This is a genomic window from Marinobacter santoriniensis NKSG1 (genome assembly GCF_000347775.1).
In the GTDB taxonomy this organism is placed as follows: Bacteria; Pseudomonadota; Gammaproteobacteria; order Pseudomonadales; family Oleiphilaceae; genus Marinobacter; species Marinobacter santoriniensis.
Genome location: NZ_APAT01000020.1, coordinates 14,903 through 32,828 on the forward strand (window position 1 = coordinate 14,903; position 17,926 = coordinate 32,828).

A 17,926-nucleotide genomic window follows, 5' to 3' on the forward strand; every position below is an offset into this window, starting at 1 on the left:
CCCTGTATCGTCGGTCTCGCTACCGGCGTATCTGAATCCGAACGGCAGGTCGGGAGGATGCCCGCTCTGGCGTGACAAAAGAACTCCATCCCAGCCGAACCTCCCCGCCCAGCTGCATCGGCCGTATGTCCCTGGCCCGCATCTGTAGCTCAAGGTCGAACGCCAACTGTTCCCGGGTGGCGAACTCCACGAGTTTGAGCAAGCGTTTGTGCTCACGGCCATTGGGCAGGAATTCCGTGAAACGTTGGCGGCTCAGGTTGCGAATACGCAACACGAACTTGCCACTCCGATCGCGCACCCGGGCGCCCACGAGGGTGTCCATTCCCAGCGACGCGTTACTTCTCCCCAGTTGGGTCTGCTGGGTCTTGGCAATATCCACTTTGCGCAGCACCCATTGCTCGATACTCACATCGTCGAGATCGAAACAGTGGGCAACCATGCCACTGACAACCTCAGGGGAACGGCTCCGCCCGGCCATCAATCCGGCGTAGGCATGCATTTTCGACCAGTTCACGGGTGTGGCATCCCGCAATCGGGCATCTCCCAATCCGACCAGAGCAAAAATCAGGTCGGAAAATCCGTCCGAAGCGCCTGGCTGGAAGCGAACGTAATACCGGTATTTGCGCCAGGCGCGATGGAACAGCGTCACCAGTCGATGGTTAAAGAAATCCAGAAAATGCCGCCGTACTCCCAGGTTCTGACCGTCTTCCCATGCCAGATCCTCAAGGTAGTATCCCGGCAACGGGGACTGGGAACCGTGCAATCCGAGGAAACTGACTTCCATCTGGTAAGGCGCATGCTCATGTTCGGGCGAGAGTGCCGATACCACGTCGCTACCCGGGAAACCTAACCCTGCAGAGGCAGAAAAACGGATACGCTCGTGCTGCGGTTGAGCTTCACGGCCCAGCTCCAGATCGTCTCCGTGATGCCGATGGATTAGGTCCACCAGTTGGAAAAAACTGTACCGCCTTGCATTACCCAGAACGGGCTGCAGCTCGGCTACATCAGCGGCTGCTGACCTTGCTGTAACGTCCATGTATACCGTTCCTGGTTTTCTGTATTCACCACTTCCAGTTGGTGAAATGCGTTGATACTGGCATATAGCGCAAAGAACTGGCTGAGCACGGTTCCGAACAGGTACAGATCCCCCTCCGAGGCAAATCCGCTCTGGTCCAGACCCAGTTCCGAGCGTATCCCGCGCACCGGCAGTCCACGGATCATCCTGTCCACAGGACTCGTGGCGATGGCACGGATACCTGCCAGCCGCTTCTTCGATATTCGCTCAGCCTGTCGGTCCACCAACGCCCGGAAGTCGTAAACCCTCAGCACCGTCCTCAAGGCCTCAACATCCAGCATGGAGAGATAATTGAGGGACAGGTTGGATATCAGAGTCCACAGCAGGCTGCCATCCAGCGTTGGCCGAAGGGTTGCCGTGGGCCGGGTAATGTTGCTGAACGAAGCAAATGCCGGCGTAGTCTCCGTTGCCATGGAGACGTCCCCAACCGCCAGTTGATTCGGTAACTGGCGGTTGGTGCAGGTGAGCGTCAGGGACACGGCTTCCTGGCGGTTCAGACAATCGCTTTCATCTCCGCGGACAAAGGACATGTAATGATCGAAGCCGTCGCCGCGAACACTTTCACGGACCCGGCTCCGGTAATAGAGCGCGGTCCGCCCCCGATCTCTCTCCACTTCGTGCTGAAAACTTTCGAATGGTGTGTAGATTCGAGGCTCGCCTCGCCCCGACTGTCCCTCAAGCCAGCCTTCCACCTGCTCGATACTGAACACTTCGAAGTGCCCCGGAGACCGACTCGAGGGAGAAATCCGGTACTCGGTCTGGCGCCCGTTCAGATCCACCGGTTCGCCTTCATGGCTGAACAGATTGACGGCCGGGGTGCAGTACAACTGGAGACTTTCCCGCCCTGCCCTCGCCTCCGGCGGAAGGATACGGCTGAACTGGAAACGCACGCTGATCTCATCGGCCTGGACAGCCGGCAGCCGCGCCTTCAGACCAGTAATATCCACAAAGCGGAAGGCTTCCGGAAAGCTGAGATATTCCTGCAGGATCCGGTAGCCGGGATAGGCATTTTTCGGATACGGCAGCAGCGCTTCATCAGCGTCAAACCCAACCGGTCGCAACGACGAAGCAGGCAACCGATAGGTCGAGTTGCCGACCACCAGTTCGATGCCGGTCAGATAATGATTCAGCCACAGGTACAGGGTCTCGGAGGTATGATCGTCACCACCCAGATAAAAGCGAAGATGATCCAGCCCCAGAGTGTTCAGTGACTGATCGGTGTGCAACGCCAGATCCACAGTGACGGAAGACACCTCCCTGGAGTGCTCGGCGTAGACGCCGGCGACGCTGATGGGGAATACATCCACCGCCCGGCAGGTCCGGAACCGGCACTGAGTCTGACGGATGGCGTCTCCGACCGGCCGGCTCTTGATCTCGGTGTGTCGTTCAACCCGCTGGCGCTCACTGATGGCGTGCAGTTGCGGATCAAATTTCATGATAGTGCAACTGGGCACCGGCCGCAGATAGTTGGGCCAGAGCATGTTCAGCAGCGAATGGGTCAACTCGGGGAACTCGTCTTCCACCTTCTCCCGCAGTTTGCCCGTCAGGAACGCAAACCCCTCGAGCAATCTCTCCACATCCGGATCGGTACTCTGCTCCGACAGAAACCGGGTAAGTTGCGGATGAGCCTCCGCAAACTCCCGCCCCTGCAGTCGCAGAAAGCTCAATTCATCCCTGTAAAACCGATTCAACTTCATGGAACAACACCAATCCCCTTTGACTCCGAGCAGTAACCGGGCAGGCTCCCAAAAGACGCTCAAGCCCATCCCTGGGTCTCTTGGGCTGCGCCATCCATGGCTCCGCACACTTTTGGGAGCCTGCCCGGTTACTGCTCTCATCCTTGTCTTCGGCTACTGCGGCGTTACATCACCCGGTAGTAGCGTTTGTCATCCAATAACAAATCAATGGTCGTCTTATCGTCTTCCGAGCCAGCCCTGAGACAGACCGTTACCTGAAACCGCAACTGCAAAGGATCCGGCCCCTGGGGCAAGGCAACCACATCCACCCGGCTAACCCTGGGCTCATAGTCCTCGATGCACTTCCCTATCGCTGACCGAATCTGGATGCTCAGATCATGAGTTCCCACTGTGGCGTCGTTGAAGTCCAGCAAACCCAGGCCCGGGACACTCGAGCTATTTCCCGGATGGGCATTCAGCAGCCGAACCAAGTGGCGTTTGATGGACTCAACGACGTGCGGGGTATCGCCCACGCTTTGGCCGGCAGGTTCAGCAGCCTGTTCCAGACGTTCAAACAGGCTGCCACCGCGACTCAGGGCCTCATCTCCAAGCACGGTTTAATCCTTGTCCAGACGACCGACCAGAGACAGCTCAAAGTTCGCTCCCATGTACTTGAAGTGAGGACGGACTGCCAGGGACACCTGGTACCAGCCCGGATCACCCTCGACCTCAGAGACTGTTACCTCAGCAGCGCGCAGGGGGCGGCGGCTGCGGACATCAGCGGGTGGATTCTCCTGATCGGCCACGTACTGGCGGATCCAGGTGTTGAGTTCCCGTTCCAGATCCTGGCGTTCTTTCCAGGAGCCAATCTGTTCCCGCTGCAGCACTTTGATGTAATGAGCCAGCCGGTTCACGATCATCATGTACGGCAACTGAGTACCCAACTTGTAGTTGGTCTCGGCTTCCTTACCTTCCTTGGTGTTCGGAAACTGCTTTGGCTTCTGAACCGAATTGGCTGAGAAGAATGCGGCGTTATCACTACCCTTGCGCATGGTCAGGGCGATGAAACCCTCATCCGCCATTTCGTATTCCCTGCGGTCGGTAATCAGCACCTCGGTGGGGATTTTCGACTCCAACTGACCGAAGGACTCGAACACATGCACCGGCAGATCTTCGACCGCACCACCGCTTTGGGGACCAATAATATTGGGGCACCAGCGGTACTTGGCGAAACTCTCGGTCAGTCGGGTTGCCAGCAGATACGCCGTGTTACCCCACAGGTAATGTTCATGATCGGCGGACACATCTTCCTTGTAGTTGAAGCTGCGAACCGGATTTTCGGTCGGATCATAGGGGACACGCAGAAGGAATCTGGGTGATGTCAGCCCCAGATAACGGGCATCTTCGGAATCCCTGAGCGAACGCCACCTGGCATACTTTGGTCCCTCGAAAACGGCCTTGAGTTCTTTGATAGCCGGGAGTTCCTGGTAACTGTCTACGCCGAAAAATGACGGTGCCACTGAGGACAGGAACGGCGCATGGGCCATCGCTCCGACAGAAGATACATACTGCAGTAGCTTCATATCCGGAGTAGATGGGGTGAAAGCGTAATTGCCAACAACGGCTCCCACCGGTTCGCCCCCGAACTGGCCATATTCTGTGGAATAGATATGGTTGTAGAACCCTGTCTGGGTTACGTCCGGAGCAAACTCGAAGTCTTCCAGGAGTTCGGTTTTGGTAGCGTGTAGGATATCGACCTTGATGTTCTCACGAAAATCGGTGCGATCGACCATCAGCTTCAAGCCACGCCAGGAAGATTCGAGCTCCTGCAGCTTGGGAGCATGCAGGATTTCATCCATCTGCGCGCTGATCTTCCGATCCAGCTCCACAACCATCTGATCCACCAGTGCCTTGTTGACTGGCTGACCTTTTTCATCACTTTTCAGCAGGTTGGCAATAAACGTTGCCACCCCCTTTCGGGCCACATCGTAACCCTCATCCGCAGGCACCATGCGACTGTTCGCCATAACCTGATCGAGAAGCGACCCCTCGGCCACGGATTCGGAGGCAGCAGATTGCTGCACAGCAGTATCAGACATACCACATCCCTTCAGCATGTAATTGATCGTCGATAGTAAGCGCCGCGTTCAGGCGGCAGGCTCGATTATTCGCTGTCGGTGGCCAGTTCCAGCTCGGCCAGCAGCTTGTCTCGTGCGTCATCGTTGTCCAGCAGTTCCTGCAGCTTGGATCGAAACGATGGCACATTGCCCAGAGGGCCTTTGAGGGCGACCAGCGCTTCCCGAAGTTCAACCAGCTTTTTCAGTTCGGGTACCTGGCGGGAAATACTGTCAGGGGAAAAATCGTCCAGCGACTGGATTTCAAGGTGCACCGGCAAGTCGTCGGCATCCTCATCCAGTTTGTTGGACACGGTGGTGGAGAGGCCAAGACCGGCTTCCTTCATGACCGAACGGAAATTGTTCTTGTCGACGGAAATGGCCTTGCGATCTTCGATGGGGATTTCTTCAGCATGCCCTTTGAAATCGCCAACAACGAACATTTTCAGCGGCAATTCGGTTTCTGCCTGCTGATCTCCGGTAGCGGGGACATACTTGATATTGATGCGCTCTTTAGGCGCGACGGAACCGTCTTTAGAAGACATGCGCTTGCTCCCTGTGCAAATCACTTTGCGATTGTTCAATCCTTTGAATTCGCCGTCCTGGCGAACATCGCCGAAAACTCTACACCGGTATAACTGGATTCTCAAGCAAAGACTGGCCAGTTCTACTCAAAATGGAGGATTCTGGCAAAACCTTGCCGAAACCCTCTTCAATTGCGGCCTTCCGCCCACGAAATAGACAAGCACCGCTCGCTTCGCGGCGATGCTTGTCCCGATCAAACAAACCAGAAAAGGATCAGAACTGAAACTTCAGCCCCACCCGACCAGTATCGAAGTCGGGTCCGTCATTGTTGATCTGTCCGTTGAAATCACTCTTGTCGATGTCGACGTTGTAGCGGTCGTACTCGGCGAAGGCGGTCAACTGGTCAGTCACCCGGAAATCCACGCCCGCGCCGACGAGGGGGTTCACGTCGTCGTAGGTTTCACTGTTGTCGAAAGCGTTGACATCGAACGCCGATGCAAATACGCCGGCCTTGCCGTATACGCCGAAGCTCTGGGTCAGCGGTAGTCGCCCGATCACGCTCAGGCCAAGGCCCTTGAGCTTCCCATCCACGTTGTCATTACCGAAATTGCCGAAATCAATGTACTCCGCTTCCAGCGAGAACATCGGGTTGAACTGGTAACCGAGTGCGGCGCCGAACAGGTCGTTCTCGTCGTTGAATTCGCCACCATGGGATTTGTAGCCACCATAACTGCCGCTGACGTAGGGCCCCGCTTCATCCCGCGTGACGTCGTCTTTTGCCCAGGTGGCCGGTGCAAATACAAACGCTGCGGAAAGAACGGTGATGGTCGCCAAACCGGATTTATAGCTCATAGTGCTCAATCCTCCACTATTGGTTTCCTTTCCTTCGATGCGCAGTCGGTGACTGCTTGAAACCACCCTAACGGGATTGGCCGTGTCCGGGGGTTAAAACCGCACTAAGATCCCTTAATCTCACATCCATCCGGGTGCTGACGTTCCGGTCACAGGCGACGGCCGGTCTGGTCAATGACGGGCGGCTAAAGGCTGGCTATACTCGCGCTCAATCAGGACATAAAACACTGTGCCAAGGAGAACGACATGAGCGACCTGAAAGCGAAATTCGACGAAGCGGTGAACTACATTCAGAGCGCCGAAGGCGATTTCAAACCTTCCAACGAACTGAAACTGGAGTTTTACGCACTTTACAAGCAGGCCACCGAAGGCGATGTGTCCGGCAAGCGCCCGGGCATGATGGATTTCGTGGGTCGGGCCAAATACGACGCGTGGGAGAAGCTCAAGGGCACGTCCAGCGACGAAGCCATGCAGCAGTATGTGGACAAGCTGGAATCCCTGAAATAAGGGTTCCGCTCAGGCCGGAGCCTGCCTTTCAGGCTCCGACAGCCCATTGGGCAAAAATTTTGCGGGCTTCAAACGATTGTCATAAGATAGCGCCACCATAACAACAAGAACCCCGAGCGGAAGAGTAAACCATGACCATCACCGAGGCACTGGAACAGTCTCAGCCCGGCCTTATGAGCCGTGTCACCGATGCAATCCGGAAGCAGAAACTCAATCAGCGGTCCGAACAGACCTATCTGCACTGGATTACCCGGTTCGTGCTGTTTCACGACATGAAAGACCCCGAGACCCTGGAAGCTGACGATCAGACGGCGTTTCTCGACTACCTGCGCGAGGGTATGCGCGCGTCACGGGCGCGGCTCAATCAGGCCCGGCAAGCACTGGGCTTCTTCTATGAGGAAGTGCTGAACAAGCACGCAAGCACCGCGAACACGGCCGCTGCCTGAGCGCGACTCAGCGTTCGATCAGGTTGGTATTGAGGCGATCGTAGGTGCGGTTTTCCGGGGGCCGGATCACGTAGTTGTTGCTGTGGGTCTGGCCCGGTACCACTTTCGGGTTGCTGTAACGGATATCCACCGGAATTTCCGAACGACCCAGATCGGTTCGTTCATCCCGTGGCTGCATGGCCAGCGGATCGAGGTAGGACTGGTCGTCCGATCCGGGTTTGACCGGTACGCCTGCTGCCGGCGCCGATAGGCCGCCCTCGATCACCGTGTTGGCGAGGGTGTCTTCTTCGATGGATTTCAGTGGAATGGTGTTGAGCGTGGACCGTTCTTCATACTTGAACGCATCCTTGCCGTCGTCGACCTTTTTGGACTCGGCCTGGGCCAACGCAACCCCGGAGGCGAACAACATCGTCGCACCGACGATCACGCCGGTCCGCCACTGCCCTTGTGCACGCCTGTTTCGTTGAATACCCATACTCTCACCTTGGTCAACGTCCCTGTCCACGTCAAATCGTGTGACAATTTTTGAACAGTTTAGCGCCATTCGGAGTGGGTTTCTGCCTGTGCTGACGGGAATGTGACGCTTTTCACTTGTCCTGTGGGGCCGAACCGTAACGGATGCCGGTAATCCAGACCGACTTGAAGCCTTCCGGGGTGCGCACGCTGACTTCGTCGTCCAGTCGTTTGCCGATCAGCGCCCGGGCCATCGGTGAATTGATGCTGAGATACCCCCGGTTAAGATCGAATTCATCCGCGCCCACCAGGCGGTAGGTCTGTTCTTCGCCGTCTTCATCCTCAATCGTCACCCAGGCACCGAAGAAGACTTTTTCCTGATCGTCCGGCAGGCGATCAACCACCGTAACTTCCTCGAGGCGCTTGGTCAGAAACCGCACCCGCCGGTCGATTTCGCGCAGCTGCTTTTTGCCATAGATGTATTCGGCATTTTCCGACCGGTCGCCAAGTGCCGCCGCCTCGCGAACGGCCTGCGTGACCTCCGGGCGCTTCTCTTTCCACAGGAACTGCAGTTCCTCGCGGAGCGCCTGCTCACCCTCGGGCGTGATGTAGCGGGGTCGATGACCACCATTACCAGATGCCTTTTTCATCGTATGTGGAAACCCTGAATTGCGTCGAACCGAAGTGGAGAGGGCATAAAAAAACCCCGTAAGAACGGGGTCAAGGCTAGCGCTGTGCTGGAGGGAGAAGCAAGCGGGTTGAATCGCTTCCTTCTTTCTACAGTGCCTATTCTCCACACTTCACATTACCTCCCTGTGGCCAGCGAATTACCTTTTTGAAAGAGATTGAACGGCACAGAAATTAGGTTGAGTTGCCTAGAAGGATGGGGCTATGGTCTTAATCAAAATTTCGTCATCCGGATGCATGAATGGAGATCCGACCATGAACACTCAAAAACTGCTGCAACTGACGCTGGACGGCGTCGACTCCCTGGGATTCCGGCTGGACCAGCTGGGCGTTACCAGTCGCATCAACCGGCATAATCTCGCAGCGTTCCTGTTCGCTGAGCAGAAGCATTGGGAAGGAGAATGGGACAGCCTGCAGGCAAAGGTGGATCGCCGTCGCTCGCAGTTCGAGCACCTGGCCCTGGAAGTGGAGGCCCGGGCAGATTCGGTCCTCGGCCCCATCCGCAACCAGTTCAACCGTTTCCGGGCCAGCCAGTAATCAGGTTTCCGGGGCGTCTGCCGTCGGCCTGGACGGCGCGGTAGACGCCGGCAGTTCCGCCTGGGTTGCCTTGATCCGTTTACTCTCCCCGGTATAGGCGGGCATCCGGATCGTCACGGTCAGCCCGGGCTTGGCCTCGCCCGGATAGGTATCTGTCAGAATAATCCGGCCCTGGTGGATTTCCGCCACCGCACTCACCAGACTCAACCCCAGACCGTTGCCCGGCAGTGACCGGCTTTTCCCGACCCGGTAGAAACGCTGGAATACCTGGTCCTTTTCATCATCGGGTATACCGATACCGCTGTCCTGAACCTCAAAGATCGCGTCGTTGCCCTCGCGGCGTACGGCCACCCCGATACGTCCGTGCTCCGGTGTGTACTTGATGGCGTTGTCGATCAGGTTGCTGACCATCTGGAACAGCAAATCCCGATCGCCTTCGATCATAACGCCCTGCTCCACGCTCTGCTCGAAAGATTGTTCCTTGTCTTCGGCCACGGCCTCGTACAATTCACAGGCATCGCTGACCAGTTCATCCAGGGAGACCACTTTCATGTCGGCCGCGTTGCCCCGGGTTTCCAGCCTGGCAATGCGCAACAGCGCGTTGAAGGTCGCCAGGAGCTGATCGGCCTCGGCAACTGCCTGCCCGACGTGGTCGCGAGCCTCTTCATCATCAACCGTGATCAAGGTGCTCTCAAGCTGGTTCCGAAGACGGGTCAGCGGGGTTCGCAGGTCGTGGGCGATGCTGTCGGAGACATGACGAATACCCTCCATCAGATAGACAATCCGGTCCAGCATCTGATTGAGGTTTTCCGCCAACTGGTCGAAATCGTCTTCGGTTCCGCGGGTGGGAATCCGCAAAGACAGATGCCCGTTCATGATCCGTCTGGAGGTGTTGTTGATCACCTCGATACGTCGCGTGGTACTGCGGCTCATCAAGAAGCCGCCGAGAAGGGCGAGCGCCAGGGTGATACCCATGCCCCAGTTGATCGCGGTTTCAATCACTCGCTTGAGGTTGGTGAGTTCGTCCACGTCACGGCCCACCAGCAGACGCAAACCGCCCTGAACCTCGAAAATCCGGGCCCGGGCGAGGCGCTTGGGGCCAGTCCAGCCGACCGATTCGTCCAGGGTAAAATTGATCCAGCCGCTCTCGGAACGGGCGCCTTCAGGCCAGGAGTCAATATTACCGGCCAGTTTCAGGAAATCGTCGGTGGTCAGGAGATAGATGGATTTGGCGTTGGGATCACGGGTTACCCGTTCCCGGATGATGGTGATCAGGCCATTCACGCCCCGCCCCCGATACTGTTCGGCAAGGCCGGCAATTTCGGCCTCGATGGTTTCATCGGTCTGGGCGGTCATGAACCCCGCTGTACGCCAGTAGATAAAGGCCAGTAACAGAAATACCGAGGTGGCGAACACCACCATGTACAGCAGGGCCAGCTGAAAGGAAGAGGTTCTGAGCTGACTAAGCAGTTTCACGCAGCATGTATCCTGCACCCCGGATGGTCTGCAGCAAGGGTGTTTCGAATTCCTTGTCGATCTTGGCCCGCAGGCGACTGATGTGAACGTCGATGACGTTGGTCTGGGGATCAAAATGATAGTCCCAGACTTTCTCCAGCAGCATGGTCCGGGTCACAACCTGGCCGGCATTGCGCATCAGGTACTCCAGCAGCCGGAATTCCCGGGGCTGAACATCGATGTTCTTGCCCGCGCGTTTGACGGTTCGGGCCAGCAGATCCATTTCCAGGTCGGCGACGCGAAGGACTGTTTCAGTCTCCGCCGCCTGCCGGTGACGGCGAATCAGCGATTCGATCCGGGCAAGCAATTCGGTAAACGAGAACGGCTTGGTGAGGTAATCGTCCCCGCCGCCGCGCAGACCTTCTACCCGGTCGTCCACATCACCCAGTGCACTGAGGATCAGGACCGGGGTCTGGTTGCCAGTCGCCCGAACGGTTTTGATGATGGACAAGCCGTCCATACCCGGCAGCATCCGGTCGACGATCATGATGTCGTAGTCTTCGCTGGCCGCCATCATCATGCCTTCCTTGCCGTCGGCGGCATGGTCAACCACGAAGTCGGATTCTTTCAATCCCTTCAACAGGTAGTTGGCTACGTCCTTATCGTCTTCGATTACCAGTGCTTTCACCGGTGTCCCTCCTGATAGCGGAAAACATTAACTGCAAGGTTACGGAGATACCCATACGCCGGCCAGTTACGATCTTGTAAGAGGGTGTCGCCTTCGGCGACGGTCACATACCCCCGGAAAACCACGCCAGAGACGCCCCTGTGTCACCGGTAGGCCGGTACTCCGCACTTACCCAGCCATCGTAGTCCATCCGATCAATTGCGGCGAAAACATTCGAAAAGTTAATCTCTCCCGTCCCGGGTTCGTGGCGCCCCGGATTGTCGGCAAACTGGATATGCCCGATCCACGGCAACAGACACTCCATCGTGCGGATCAGGTCGCCCTCCATGATCTGCATATGGTACAGATCATACTGAAGCCGGACGTTGGCGGAGTCCACTTCGTCGATGAGAGCAAGCACCTTACCGGAGGTATCCAGGAAGAATCGGGGCATGTCGACCCGGGAGTTGATAGCCTCCAGGCAAAGGGTGATGCCTTCGGCTTCGAGCCTGTCAGCGGCGTACTGCACGTTCGACACCAGTGTTTCCCACGCCACCTCCTCCTCGAGGTTCAACGGCTTCAACCCCGCCAGACAATTCACCTGCCGACAGCCCAGCGCCCGGGCATAGTTGATGGCCTGATCGACACCGGCGCGAAACTCCTCGACCCGGTCCGGAAGGCAGGCAATACCCCGCTCGCCTGCGTCCCAGTCTCCCGGCGGCAGATTGAACAGCACCTGGGTCAGGTTATGGGCTTCCAGCTCCCGGGCAATGTCGGCCGCCGGCCAGGCATAGGGAAACAGGTATTCCACGCCCTCAAAGCCGGCTTCCCGGGCTCTGGCAAAGCGCTCCATGAAATCCACTTCCGTGAACAGCATCGACAGGTTGGCAGCAAAACGGGGCATGATTATGACTCCTTGGGGCCGCGGCCCAGAGAGCCGAGGAGGGTTCCGTTGAGGTGTTCCAGCTCCAGCAACAGACCACTATGGTCCACGTCGCTGTGGCCATTGGCGATCAGTGACTGGTATTCATTATGGGTCTGCTGGGCAAGCGGCAGCGTCAGGCCTTCAGCGCGTGCTTCGTCCAGAATCATCCGCATATCCTTGAGCTGAATACGGGCGGGCGCGCCTGGCGCAAAATCCCGGTCGATCATGCGTTGCCCGTGCAATTCCAGGATTCGGCTACTGGCAAAGCCACCCAACAAGGCTTCACGAACCGCAGCCGGATCAGCACCGCCTTTCGCCGCCAGCAGCAGCGCTTCAGAGACTGCACCGATGGTAATACCCACGATAGCCTGGTTCGCCAGCTTGGCCAGCTGACCGGCACCGACCGGACCAATATGCGTGCATTTACCCAGTGCATCGAATACCGGTCGGGCCCGTTCGATATCCGATTCCGAACCACCTGCCATAATGCTCAGGCGGGCCTCCGCCGCACCCACGGTACCACCGGACACCGGCGCATCGACGTATCCCGCCTCCTGTCTGGCAGCCAATTCCGCATGGCGCCTGGCCAGTGACGGCTGGACCGAACTCATGTCGATCACCAGTGCACCGGGCTTGAGGGCGTCGATGGTTCCCTGCCCCACCAACACCTGCTCCACCACATCGCTGTTCTCCAGCATGGTAATGACCACGTCAGCGTCTGCCACTGCCTCGGCGGGTGATTTGGCAACGGTCGCCTCTCCGGCAAACGGGTCACACTTGCTGGCGGTCCTGTTCCAGAGGGTCATCGAAAAGCCCGCATCAAGCAGGTTGCGGGCCATGGGGGCGCCCATCAGGCCGATGCCAAGAAAAGCTATATGGGGGTAATTCGAGGTCATGATCTGTTGGCCTTAACACCAAATGTACGAGAAGCGATCGGGAGGCTTTTGCCAAAACTGTGCGGAGCCATGGATGGCGAAGCTCAAGCGTCACATGGACGTGCCGCAAGGAGCGTGTTTTGGCAAAAGCCTCCCGATCGCTTCCTCCCGGAAATGTAAAGATTATCGATTATACAAACAAAAACGCCACCAACCGCGAACGGTGGTGGCGTTTATCTGTCTCGGACAGAGGACGAATCAGGCCGCTTCGGCCATCTTCGCCTTGATCTTCTTCATGGCGTTCTTTTCAAGCTGGCGAATTCGCTCAGCAGACACGCCGTATTTATCCGCCAGTTCATGCAGCGTGGACTTGCTGTCTGTCAGCCAACGCTCCCGCAGGATGTCCTGACTACGCTCATCCAGGCTTTCCAGAGCCTGCATCAGGCGACCGTTGGAATCCTCGGACCAATCGGCGTTTTCCAGCTGAGTGGCCGGATCGCTGCGACGGTCTTCCAGATAGTAGGCCGGCGCCTGGTAGGCGTTGTCGTCGTCATCGTCCATCGGGCCGTCAAAGGCCGTATCCTGAGAGGCCAGACGACCTTCCATCTCGCGCACGACCCGGGGTTCAACCCCAAGGTCAGCCGCGACGGCCTGGAGTTCCTCGTGGTTCAGCCACGCCAGCTTCTTCTTCTGACTGCGCAGATTGAAGAACAGCTTGCGCTGGGCCTTGGTGGTGGCCACCTTCACGATGCGCCAGTTACGCAGAATGAACTCGTGAATCTCGGCCTTGATCCAGTGAACCGCAAAGGACACGAGGCGTACCCCGTACTCCGGATTGAACCGCTTCACCGCCTTCATGAGGCCCACGTTACCTTCCTGGATCAGATCCGCCTGAGCCAGGCCGTAACCGGAATAACTCCGGGCGATGTGAATCACGAAACGCAGATGAGAAAGTACAAGCTGACGGGCGGCCTCTACATCGCCTTCATAGTGGAGCCGTTCTGCCAGCTCCTTTTCTTCATCCACTGTGAGCACAGGAATGCGGCTCGCAGCCTGGATGTAAGACTCGAGATTGGCACCCGGAACCAGTCTGTCAACCAGTTGTAAACTCGTACCCATTCACTTACCTCCGACCCCAACGGCCTTTAAATATATCAACACTCTATTAAGACCGCCAAGAACCTGAAAAGTTCCCGAATTTTCCAGTAAAACGTTTTTAATCAACTACCTGGAAAATTCACGCTGTTTTCTTAGCTTTCCAAACTACGGCAACGAAAGCTGTCTTTTCCATACGGTTTTCCCGCAATCCGGATCACCCTCCGGCAATTTCGCCGGGTTCAATGTCATCCAGATGACGCTTCACAGCGACCCATGCGCCAAGCCAGCCTAGCACCATTGCAACAATAATCAACGTCAGTGCGCCGTCCATGCCCAACCCCATCAGGGAAAAATCGCTCCGATAGAGCCCCGCGAGCCGCTCGATGGGGCCACTGAGCCACCACAGCGCCGATTCCAGCAACAGACACGCCACCAGACCGCCCCCCAATCCGTACCACGCACCCGTGTATAGAAAGGGCCTGCGTACAAAGGCGTCGGTGCCGCCCACAAGCTTGGCTACAAGGATTTCATCCCGGCGGCTTTCAATCGCCAGTCGAACGGTATTTCCGATCACCAGAATCACGGCAGCGGCCAGCAGTATCGCCAGGGCCCAGACCGCCCTGGAGAGCAGATCGGTCATCGCATTGAGGCGTTGCAGCCACCCCAGATCGACCTGCACCCGCTCCACGCCTTCCATCCCCTTCACAAAGGTTACCAAGGCTTCAACGCCCGCCGCCGAACGGCTACGTTCTTCCGGGGTGATCAGCAGGGTGTGCGGCAGCGGATTCTCGCCAAGATAGTCGAGTGCGTCCTCAAGCCCCGAAGAAGCACGGAATTCCTCCAGGGCCTGCTCTCGATCGATCAGTTGAACCTCGGCCACCCGGCCATCGGCGTCGATCTTTTTCGCCAGGGCCTGGGCATCTTCCAGAGGCACGTCCAGATCCAGGTAAGCAGTCACGCGGGCGCTGCTTTCCCAGCCGGCACTGACGCCCTCCAGACTGGCCAGCAATAACAGCAGCGCGACCGGCAATGCCAGGGCGACCCCCATGACCATCCAGGTCATCAGGCTCGCAACCGGCGCACGCCAGAGCCGTTGGGCGCTGTCTCTGCCGATCTTTCGGTGGTGATCCAGATAACTGCGCGCCTGTTCCTTCCAGGGAGACGAATGACTGGCGGCTCCCCGGCCGGATTCAGTCTTGCGACGTGGGTCAGTGGCCACTGACACCTCCCGGAGGTTGTCCCACCAGCGCTGCGCCTCCGGCAACCAGACGCCCGTGCTCCAGCGTCAACGTCCGTCGCTGCATCTCGTTCACCAGGGCTATGTCGTGGGTGGCGATCAGCACGGTGACCCCCACCTGACTGAACTGGGTGAACAGGTTCATGATGTCCGCCGACAGCTCCGGGTCGAGGTTACCGGTGGGCTCATCCGCCAGCAGAACCGGGGGCTTGTTGACCACCGCACGGGCGATACCCACCCGTTGCTGCTCACCGCCTGAAAGCTGGATCGGATTCATTTTTTCCTTGCTGAGCAGCCCCACCTTATCCAGCGCCGCCCGCACACGACGGCCTGTATCCCTGGGCGACGCGCCCATCACTTCCAGGGGCATGGCGACGTTGTCGAAGACCGTTCGGTCAAACAGCAGCTGGTGATTCTGGAACACCACGCCGATGTGGCGTCGGATGTAGGGAATCTGTCGGCGCGGCAGGCTGTTCAGCTGCTGGCCACCAACAATGACCTCACCCGCAGTGGGGCGCTCCATCACCATGATCAGCTTCAGAAGGGTACTCTTTCCGGCCCCGGAGTGGCCGGTCAGAAACGCCAGCTCACCCCGGTTCAGGGCAAAATTGACCTGAGCCAGCGCAGTATGATCGCTGTCATAGCGCTTGGTGACCTGGCGGAATTCGATCATGGCCGGCAACTACTCCCGATGAGACGCAACATCAGTCAAACAGGGCATCAACAAAGGTTTCGGCATCGAAACTCCGAAGATCCTCGGCCTGCTCACCGACACCGATGAAGCGAATCGGCAACTGCAACTGACGGGCAATGGCGAATACGATACCGCCTTTGGCGGTGCCGTCCAGTTTCGTCAATGTAATGCCACTGACACCGACCGCCTGCTGGAAGACCTGGGCCTGGCTGAGCGCATTCTGGCCGGTGCCGGCGTCCAGAACCAGCATCACCTCGTGAGGGGCACTGTCATCCAGCTTCTTCATGACACGGACAACCTTTTCAAGCTCGTTCATGAGGTTGTCCTTGTTCTGCAGCCGGCCCGCCGTATCGGCGATGACCACATCGGTACCACGAGACTGCGCTGACTGGATGGCATCGAAGATTACCGAGGCACTGTCGGCACCGGTCTCCTGCGCCACCACCGGCACGTCATTGCGCTCACCCCAGACCTGTAACTGCTCTACTGCTGCAGCCCGGAAGGTATCGCCGGCGGCAAGCATCACGGATTTGCCTTCGGCCTGGAATTTCTTCGTCAGCTTGCCGATGGTGGTGGTTTTGCCCACACCGTTTACACCCACCATCAGGATCACGTAAGGCTTACAGGCTGTGTCGATTTCCAGCGGGCGAGTTACGTCCTTCAGCAAACCGTGCAGTTGTTCCCGCAGGGCCTTGCGCAGGGCCTCACCGTCTTTCAACTGATTGCGCTCGAGCTTGTCCGTCAGCGACTCAATGATCTCTGACGTGGCGGTAACGCCGACATCCGCCATCAAAAGTGTGGTCTCGATTTCTTCAAGAAGGTCCTCGTCGATCTTTTTGCCGACGGAAAACAGGTCGGCCAGACCTCCGGTCAGACTCGCGCGGGTTTTCCCCAGACCTTTCTTGATGCGTTCGAAAACACTGACCTGAGGCTCAGGCTCCGGGGCAGGTGCCGCGGGCTCTGGTTCTGCTTGCGCCGCCTCCGGTTGCGGCTGCGTCGCAGGCGCTTCAGGTTCTTTGACGGCAGGAGCTTCAGGCTCCTCCTTCTGCTCGGGTTCGGCGGCCGGCGCCGGACCACGGGCGACCTCCGGCTTGCGCTGGGGGACCGCTTTTGGCCTTGGCACCCGCTTTCGATTACTGGCAATGTCCAGCGCAAAAATGAGCACGAGAAGGGCCAGAAGGCCGATAGAAATCCACTCTGCCGTCATAGTCTTACCATCTGTCTGAGTTGGGCGGGGCGAAAATGAAAGCCGACATTCTATCAGACTGGCTCGCCTAAGCGAGGGCCGCCACATTATCGGCCCGGCCCGGCTTTCCGGTACCATAGTCCGGCAGTGAACCTCACCAATCCAGACAACCCCGTTGCCGAACCGCCTGACCGGAGCAGCCTATGGCCCGACGAAACCCCGCGAACCGCCGCTCACGCCCTCCAGCGCCCCGCACTGACAGCGCGTCCAGCATGGGTGAGCTTCGGATCATCGGCGGTGACTGGCGCAGCCGCAAGCTCCGGTTTCCGGATGCCGGCGGCGTCCGGCCAACACCCGCGCGCACCCGTGAAACCCTATTCAACTGGCTGAATTACCAACTGGCAGGCGCAGATTGCCTGGACCTGTTCGCCGGTTCCGGGGCCCTGGGCCTGGAGGCTCTGTCGAGGGGCGCCGGAACCGCTACCCTGGTTGACCATACGCCGGCACTGGCCAGGGCACTCCGGGAGAACCTGCGTCTGCTGAAGTCCGACCGGGGCGAGGTGGTTTGTGATGATGTGACGCATTACCTGGCAACACGACAGCGGCCGCCGGTCGACATCGTGTTCATGGATCCGCCATTTCGTCAGGGCTGGCTGGAACGACTGCTCCCACTGCTGGATGAGCAGCAATGGATCAAACCCGGCGGTTGGGTGTATGTGGAACACGAAAGCGAGCGCGCGGCACCGGCAGTGCCATCGCACTGGCAGCTACACCGGGAAAAAAGCGCCGGGCAGGTGACCTATTGCCTGTTTCGCGTGACCGGGCGCGATGACTGACCCGCCAATCGGGATAGGGGGGAGCCATAAGGCTCCGCCCCTCCCACACCACCCGGCATGCGGGTCCGCACCGGGCGGTTC

The 17,926-nt window shown here is 58.2% G+C and carries 20 protein-coding genes; 4 read left to right on the forward strand and 16 right to left on the reverse strand.

All coding sequences use genetic code 11. The annotated features are described in order from the left end of the window. Positions 1 to 19: 19 nt before the first annotated feature. The 6 genes from tssG to MSNKSG1_RS13295 form a co-directional block, all read right to left on the reverse strand. Positions 20 to 1,036 carry a type VI secretion system baseplate subunit TssG gene (gene tssG, locus MSNKSG1_RS13270; RefSeq protein ID WP_008939795.1) on the reverse strand — a complete coding sequence of 339 codons (1,017 nt, stop codon included), beginning with the start codon at positions 1,034 to 1,036 and terminating at the stop codon, positions 20 to 22. Then, the gene (tssF, locus tag MSNKSG1_RS13275) at positions 1,000 to 2,772 is read right to left on the reverse strand and encodes a type VI secretion system baseplate subunit TssF (protein WP_008939796.1); all 1,773 of its coding nucleotides are present in this window, start codon (positions 2,770 to 2,772) and stop codon (positions 1,000 to 1,002) included. Before tssF ends, tssG begins: the two co-directional genes overlap by 37 nt. Before the next feature lie 164 nt (positions 2,773 to 2,936). Continuing rightward, the gene (gene tssE / locus MSNKSG1_RS13280; RefSeq protein WP_008939797.1) at positions 2,937 to 3,365 is read right to left on the reverse strand and encodes a type VI secretion system baseplate subunit TssE; all 429 of its coding nucleotides are present in this window, start codon (positions 3,363 to 3,365) and stop codon (positions 2,937 to 2,939) included. 3 nt (positions 3,366 to 3,368) lie between these two features. Beyond that, positions 3,369 to 4,850 carry a type VI secretion system contractile sheath large subunit gene (gene tssC, locus MSNKSG1_RS13285; protein ID WP_008939798.1) on the reverse strand — a complete coding sequence of 494 codons (1,482 nt, stop codon included), beginning with the start codon at positions 4,848 to 4,850 and terminating at the stop codon, positions 3,369 to 3,371. Between the two features lie 65 nt (positions 4,851 to 4,915). Then, the gene (gene tssB, locus MSNKSG1_RS13290; protein ID WP_008939799.1) at positions 4,916 to 5,410 is read right to left on the reverse strand and encodes a type VI secretion system contractile sheath small subunit; all 495 of its coding nucleotides are present in this window, start codon (positions 5,408 to 5,410) and stop codon (positions 4,916 to 4,918) included. Between the two features lie 253 nt (positions 5,411 to 5,663). After that, positions 5,664 to 6,242 carry a porin family protein gene (locus tag MSNKSG1_RS13295; protein WP_008939800.1) on the reverse strand — a complete coding sequence of 193 codons (579 nt, stop codon included), beginning with the start codon at positions 6,240 to 6,242 and terminating at the stop codon, positions 5,664 to 5,666. A gap of 246 nt (positions 6,243 to 6,488) precedes the next feature. On the opposite strand from MSNKSG1_RS13295, the gene MSNKSG1_RS13300 reads away from it, so the two are divergent. Both MSNKSG1_RS13300 and MSNKSG1_RS13305 read left to right on the forward strand, forming a co-directional pair. Continuing rightward, positions 6,489 to 6,749 (forward strand): acyl-CoA-binding protein, encoded by a 261-nt coding sequence (locus tag MSNKSG1_RS13300; protein ID WP_008939801.1) that lies wholly within the window; start codon positions 6,489 to 6,491, stop codon positions 6,747 to 6,749. A gap of 131 nt (positions 6,750 to 6,880) precedes the next feature. Beyond that, complete coding sequence (locus MSNKSG1_RS13305; RefSeq protein WP_008939802.1) at positions 6,881 to 7,195, forward strand: site-specific integrase; 315 nt, start codon at positions 6,881 to 6,883, stop codon at positions 7,193 to 7,195. A gap of 7 nt (positions 7,196 to 7,202) precedes the next feature. Here the strand turns inward: MSNKSG1_RS13305 and MSNKSG1_RS13310 are convergent, their stop codons facing one another. Together MSNKSG1_RS13310 and greB are read right to left on the reverse strand one after the other, a co-directional pair. After that, positions 7,203 to 7,670 (reverse strand): hypothetical protein, encoded by a 468-nt coding sequence (locus MSNKSG1_RS13310; RefSeq protein ID WP_008939803.1) that lies wholly within the window; start codon positions 7,668 to 7,670, stop codon positions 7,203 to 7,205. Between the two features lie 112 nt (positions 7,671 to 7,782). Beyond that, a complete protein-coding gene (greB, locus tag MSNKSG1_RS13315) occupies positions 7,783 to 8,298 on the reverse strand; it encodes a transcription elongation factor GreB (protein ID WP_008939804.1) in 516 nt (171 codons plus the stop codon). 292 nt (positions 8,299 to 8,590) lie between these two features. On the opposite strand from greB, the gene MSNKSG1_RS13320 reads away from it, so the two are divergent. Further along, the gene (locus MSNKSG1_RS13320; RefSeq protein WP_040886937.1) at positions 8,591 to 8,872 is read left to right on the forward strand and encodes a hypothetical protein; all 282 of its coding nucleotides are present in this window, start codon (positions 8,591 to 8,593) and stop codon (positions 8,870 to 8,872) included. Here the strand turns inward: MSNKSG1_RS13320 and MSNKSG1_RS13325 are convergent, their stop codons facing one another. The 8 genes from MSNKSG1_RS13325 to ftsY all read right to left on the reverse strand — a co-directional run bounded on the left by MSNKSG1_RS13325 (position 8,873) and on the right by ftsY (position 17,030). Continuing rightward, positions 8,873 to 10,348, reverse strand: a complete 1,476-nt coding sequence (locus MSNKSG1_RS13325; protein ID WP_008939806.1) for a HAMP domain-containing sensor histidine kinase — start codon at positions 10,346 to 10,348, stop codon at positions 8,873 to 8,875. Continuing rightward, entirely contained in the window at positions 10,335 to 11,015 is a 681-nt protein-coding gene (locus MSNKSG1_RS13330) for a winged helix-turn-helix domain-containing protein (RefSeq protein ID WP_008939807.1), read from the reverse strand. The genes MSNKSG1_RS13325 and MSNKSG1_RS13330 overlap by 14 nt, the downstream gene beginning before the upstream one ends. Positions 11,016 to 11,118: 103 nt before the next feature. Then, positions 11,119 to 11,898: a hydroxypyruvate isomerase gene (gene hyi, locus MSNKSG1_RS13335; protein WP_008939808.1), complete on the reverse strand. Its 780-nt coding sequence runs from the start codon at positions 11,896 to 11,898 to the stop codon at positions 11,119 to 11,121. Positions 11,899 to 11,900: 2 nt separating this feature from the next. Beyond that, positions 11,901 to 12,815, reverse strand: coding sequence for an NAD(P)-dependent oxidoreductase (locus tag MSNKSG1_RS13340; protein WP_008939809.1), 915 nt, complete (start codon positions 12,813 to 12,815; stop codon positions 11,901 to 11,903). A gap of 237 nt (positions 12,816 to 13,052) precedes the next feature. Then, on the reverse strand, positions 13,053 to 13,913 hold the full coding sequence (rpoH, locus tag MSNKSG1_RS13345) for an RNA polymerase sigma factor RpoH (RefSeq protein WP_008939810.1): 861 nt from the start codon (positions 13,911 to 13,913) through the stop codon (positions 13,053 to 13,055). 193 nt (positions 13,914 to 14,106) lie between these two features. Further along, positions 14,107 to 15,111 carry a permease-like cell division protein FtsX gene (gene ftsX, locus MSNKSG1_RS13350; RefSeq protein WP_008939811.1) on the reverse strand — a complete coding sequence of 335 codons (1,005 nt, stop codon included), beginning with the start codon at positions 15,109 to 15,111 and terminating at the stop codon, positions 14,107 to 14,109. Continuing rightward, a complete protein-coding gene (ftsE, locus tag MSNKSG1_RS13355) occupies positions 15,101 to 15,802 on the reverse strand; it encodes a cell division ATP-binding protein FtsE (RefSeq protein ID WP_008939812.1) in 702 nt (233 codons plus the stop codon). The genes ftsX and ftsE overlap by 11 nt, the downstream gene beginning before the upstream one ends. Positions 15,803 to 15,833: 31 nt before the next feature. Then, the gene (gene ftsY / locus MSNKSG1_RS13360; RefSeq protein WP_008939813.1) at positions 15,834 to 17,030 is read right to left on the reverse strand and encodes a signal recognition particle-docking protein FtsY; all 1,197 of its coding nucleotides are present in this window, start codon (positions 17,028 to 17,030) and stop codon (positions 15,834 to 15,836) included. Positions 17,031 to 17,212: 182 nt separating this feature from the next. Here ftsY and rsmD point away from each other — a divergent pair, with 182 nt between their 5' ends. After that, complete coding sequence (gene rsmD, locus MSNKSG1_RS13365; protein ID WP_040886935.1) at positions 17,213 to 17,845, forward strand: 16S rRNA (guanine(966)-N(2))-methyltransferase RsmD; 633 nt, start codon at positions 17,213 to 17,215, stop codon at positions 17,843 to 17,845. Positions 17,846 to 17,926: the final 81 nt, after the last annotated feature.